Below are 1,208 nucleotides of genomic sequence, written 5' to 3'. Positions count from 1 at the left end.
TCTCGAACCATGCGGCCCCGGTTCGCGAGAGCCGAATCCCAATCGGCGCGGCCGCCCTCGCCCTTCGAGACGGCCGCTTCGCGGCCTCCTCAGGGTGAGGTCGGAACGAGTCCGACCGCGTGGGCACGGCGTGCCTCGGGCACGGCGTCGCCCACCCTACGGCGTTGAACGGCGACAAAAACTGGAGGACCCCCGATGAGATCGAACGCACCGTGGCGCTTCGGCGCCGTCCTGCTCGCTGCGACACTCGCGTCCGCCACCCCCACCTTGGCCCAGGACACCCTCAAGCTCGCCATCGGGCAGCGCGGCAACTGGGACACGGCGATCCCGGAGCTCGGCCAGAAGGCCGGCATCTTCAAGAAGCACGGGCTGACGCTGGAGCTGCTCTACACGCAGGGCGGCGGCGAGACCCAGCAGGCGGTGCTGTCGGGCAGCGTCGACATCGGCGTCGCGGCCGGCACGCTCGGCGTGGTCGGCGCCTTCGCGAAGGGCGCGCCGGTGCGCATCCTCGGCGCCCAGGCGACCGGCGCAGCCGACTTCTGGTACGTGCGCGGCGAATCGAAGCTGAAGTCGATCAAGGACGCCGATGCGGCGACCACCATCGCCTACTCGACCAACGGCTCGTCGACCAACAGCGTCGTGCTCGCCTTCGTCAAGCAGTACGACCTCAAGTCGAAGCCGGTGGCGACCGGCAGCCCGCCCGCCACCTTCACCCAGGTGATGTCGGGCCAGATCGACGTCGGCTGGTCGTCGCCGCCGTTCGGCTTCGACGCCATGGACCAGGGCAAGATCAGGATCGTCGCCAAGGCGACCGACGTGCCCGAGGTGCGCGACCAGTCGATCCGCACGCTGATCACCCATGCCCGCGTGCTGCAGCAGAAGGGCGACGCGCTCGCCCGCTTCATGGCCGGCTATCGCGAGACGATCGACTGGATGTATTCGGACGACGCGGCGCTCGCCTCCTACGCCGAGCTCGCCGGCACCACGCCGGCGACCGCCAAGCGGATCCGCGACGAGTTCTTCCCGAAGTCGCTGCTCGATCCCGACACCATGGCCGGCATGGACATCGTCATGCGCGACGCCGTCGCCTTCAAGGTCATCCCGGCGCCGCTGACCAAGGCCCAGCTCGACGAGCTGATCAGGATCCCGCCGCGCAAGTAGAGGGTCGGCTCTCCGTCCTCACCCTGAGGAGGCCGCGCGGCGGCCGT

General features: G+C 69.7%; 1 protein-coding gene. It reads left to right on the top strand.

Annotated features, from left to right (window positions below):
• Nucleotides 1-195 precede the first annotated feature (195 nt).
• Nucleotides 196-1,161, top strand: a complete 966-nt coding sequence (locus CH341_RS31390; RefSeq protein ID WP_111423624.1) for an ABC transporter substrate-binding protein — start codon at nt 196-198, stop codon at nt 1,159-1,161.
• The last annotated feature ends 47 nt before the right edge of the window (nt 1,162-1,208 follow it).

It is taken from the genome of Rhodoplanes roseus (genome assembly GCF_003258865.1).
Classification (GTDB): Bacteria; Pseudomonadota; Alphaproteobacteria; order Rhizobiales; family Xanthobacteraceae; genus Rhodoplanes; species Rhodoplanes roseus.
This window is presented reverse-complemented; position numbering and strand designations above follow the sequence as displayed.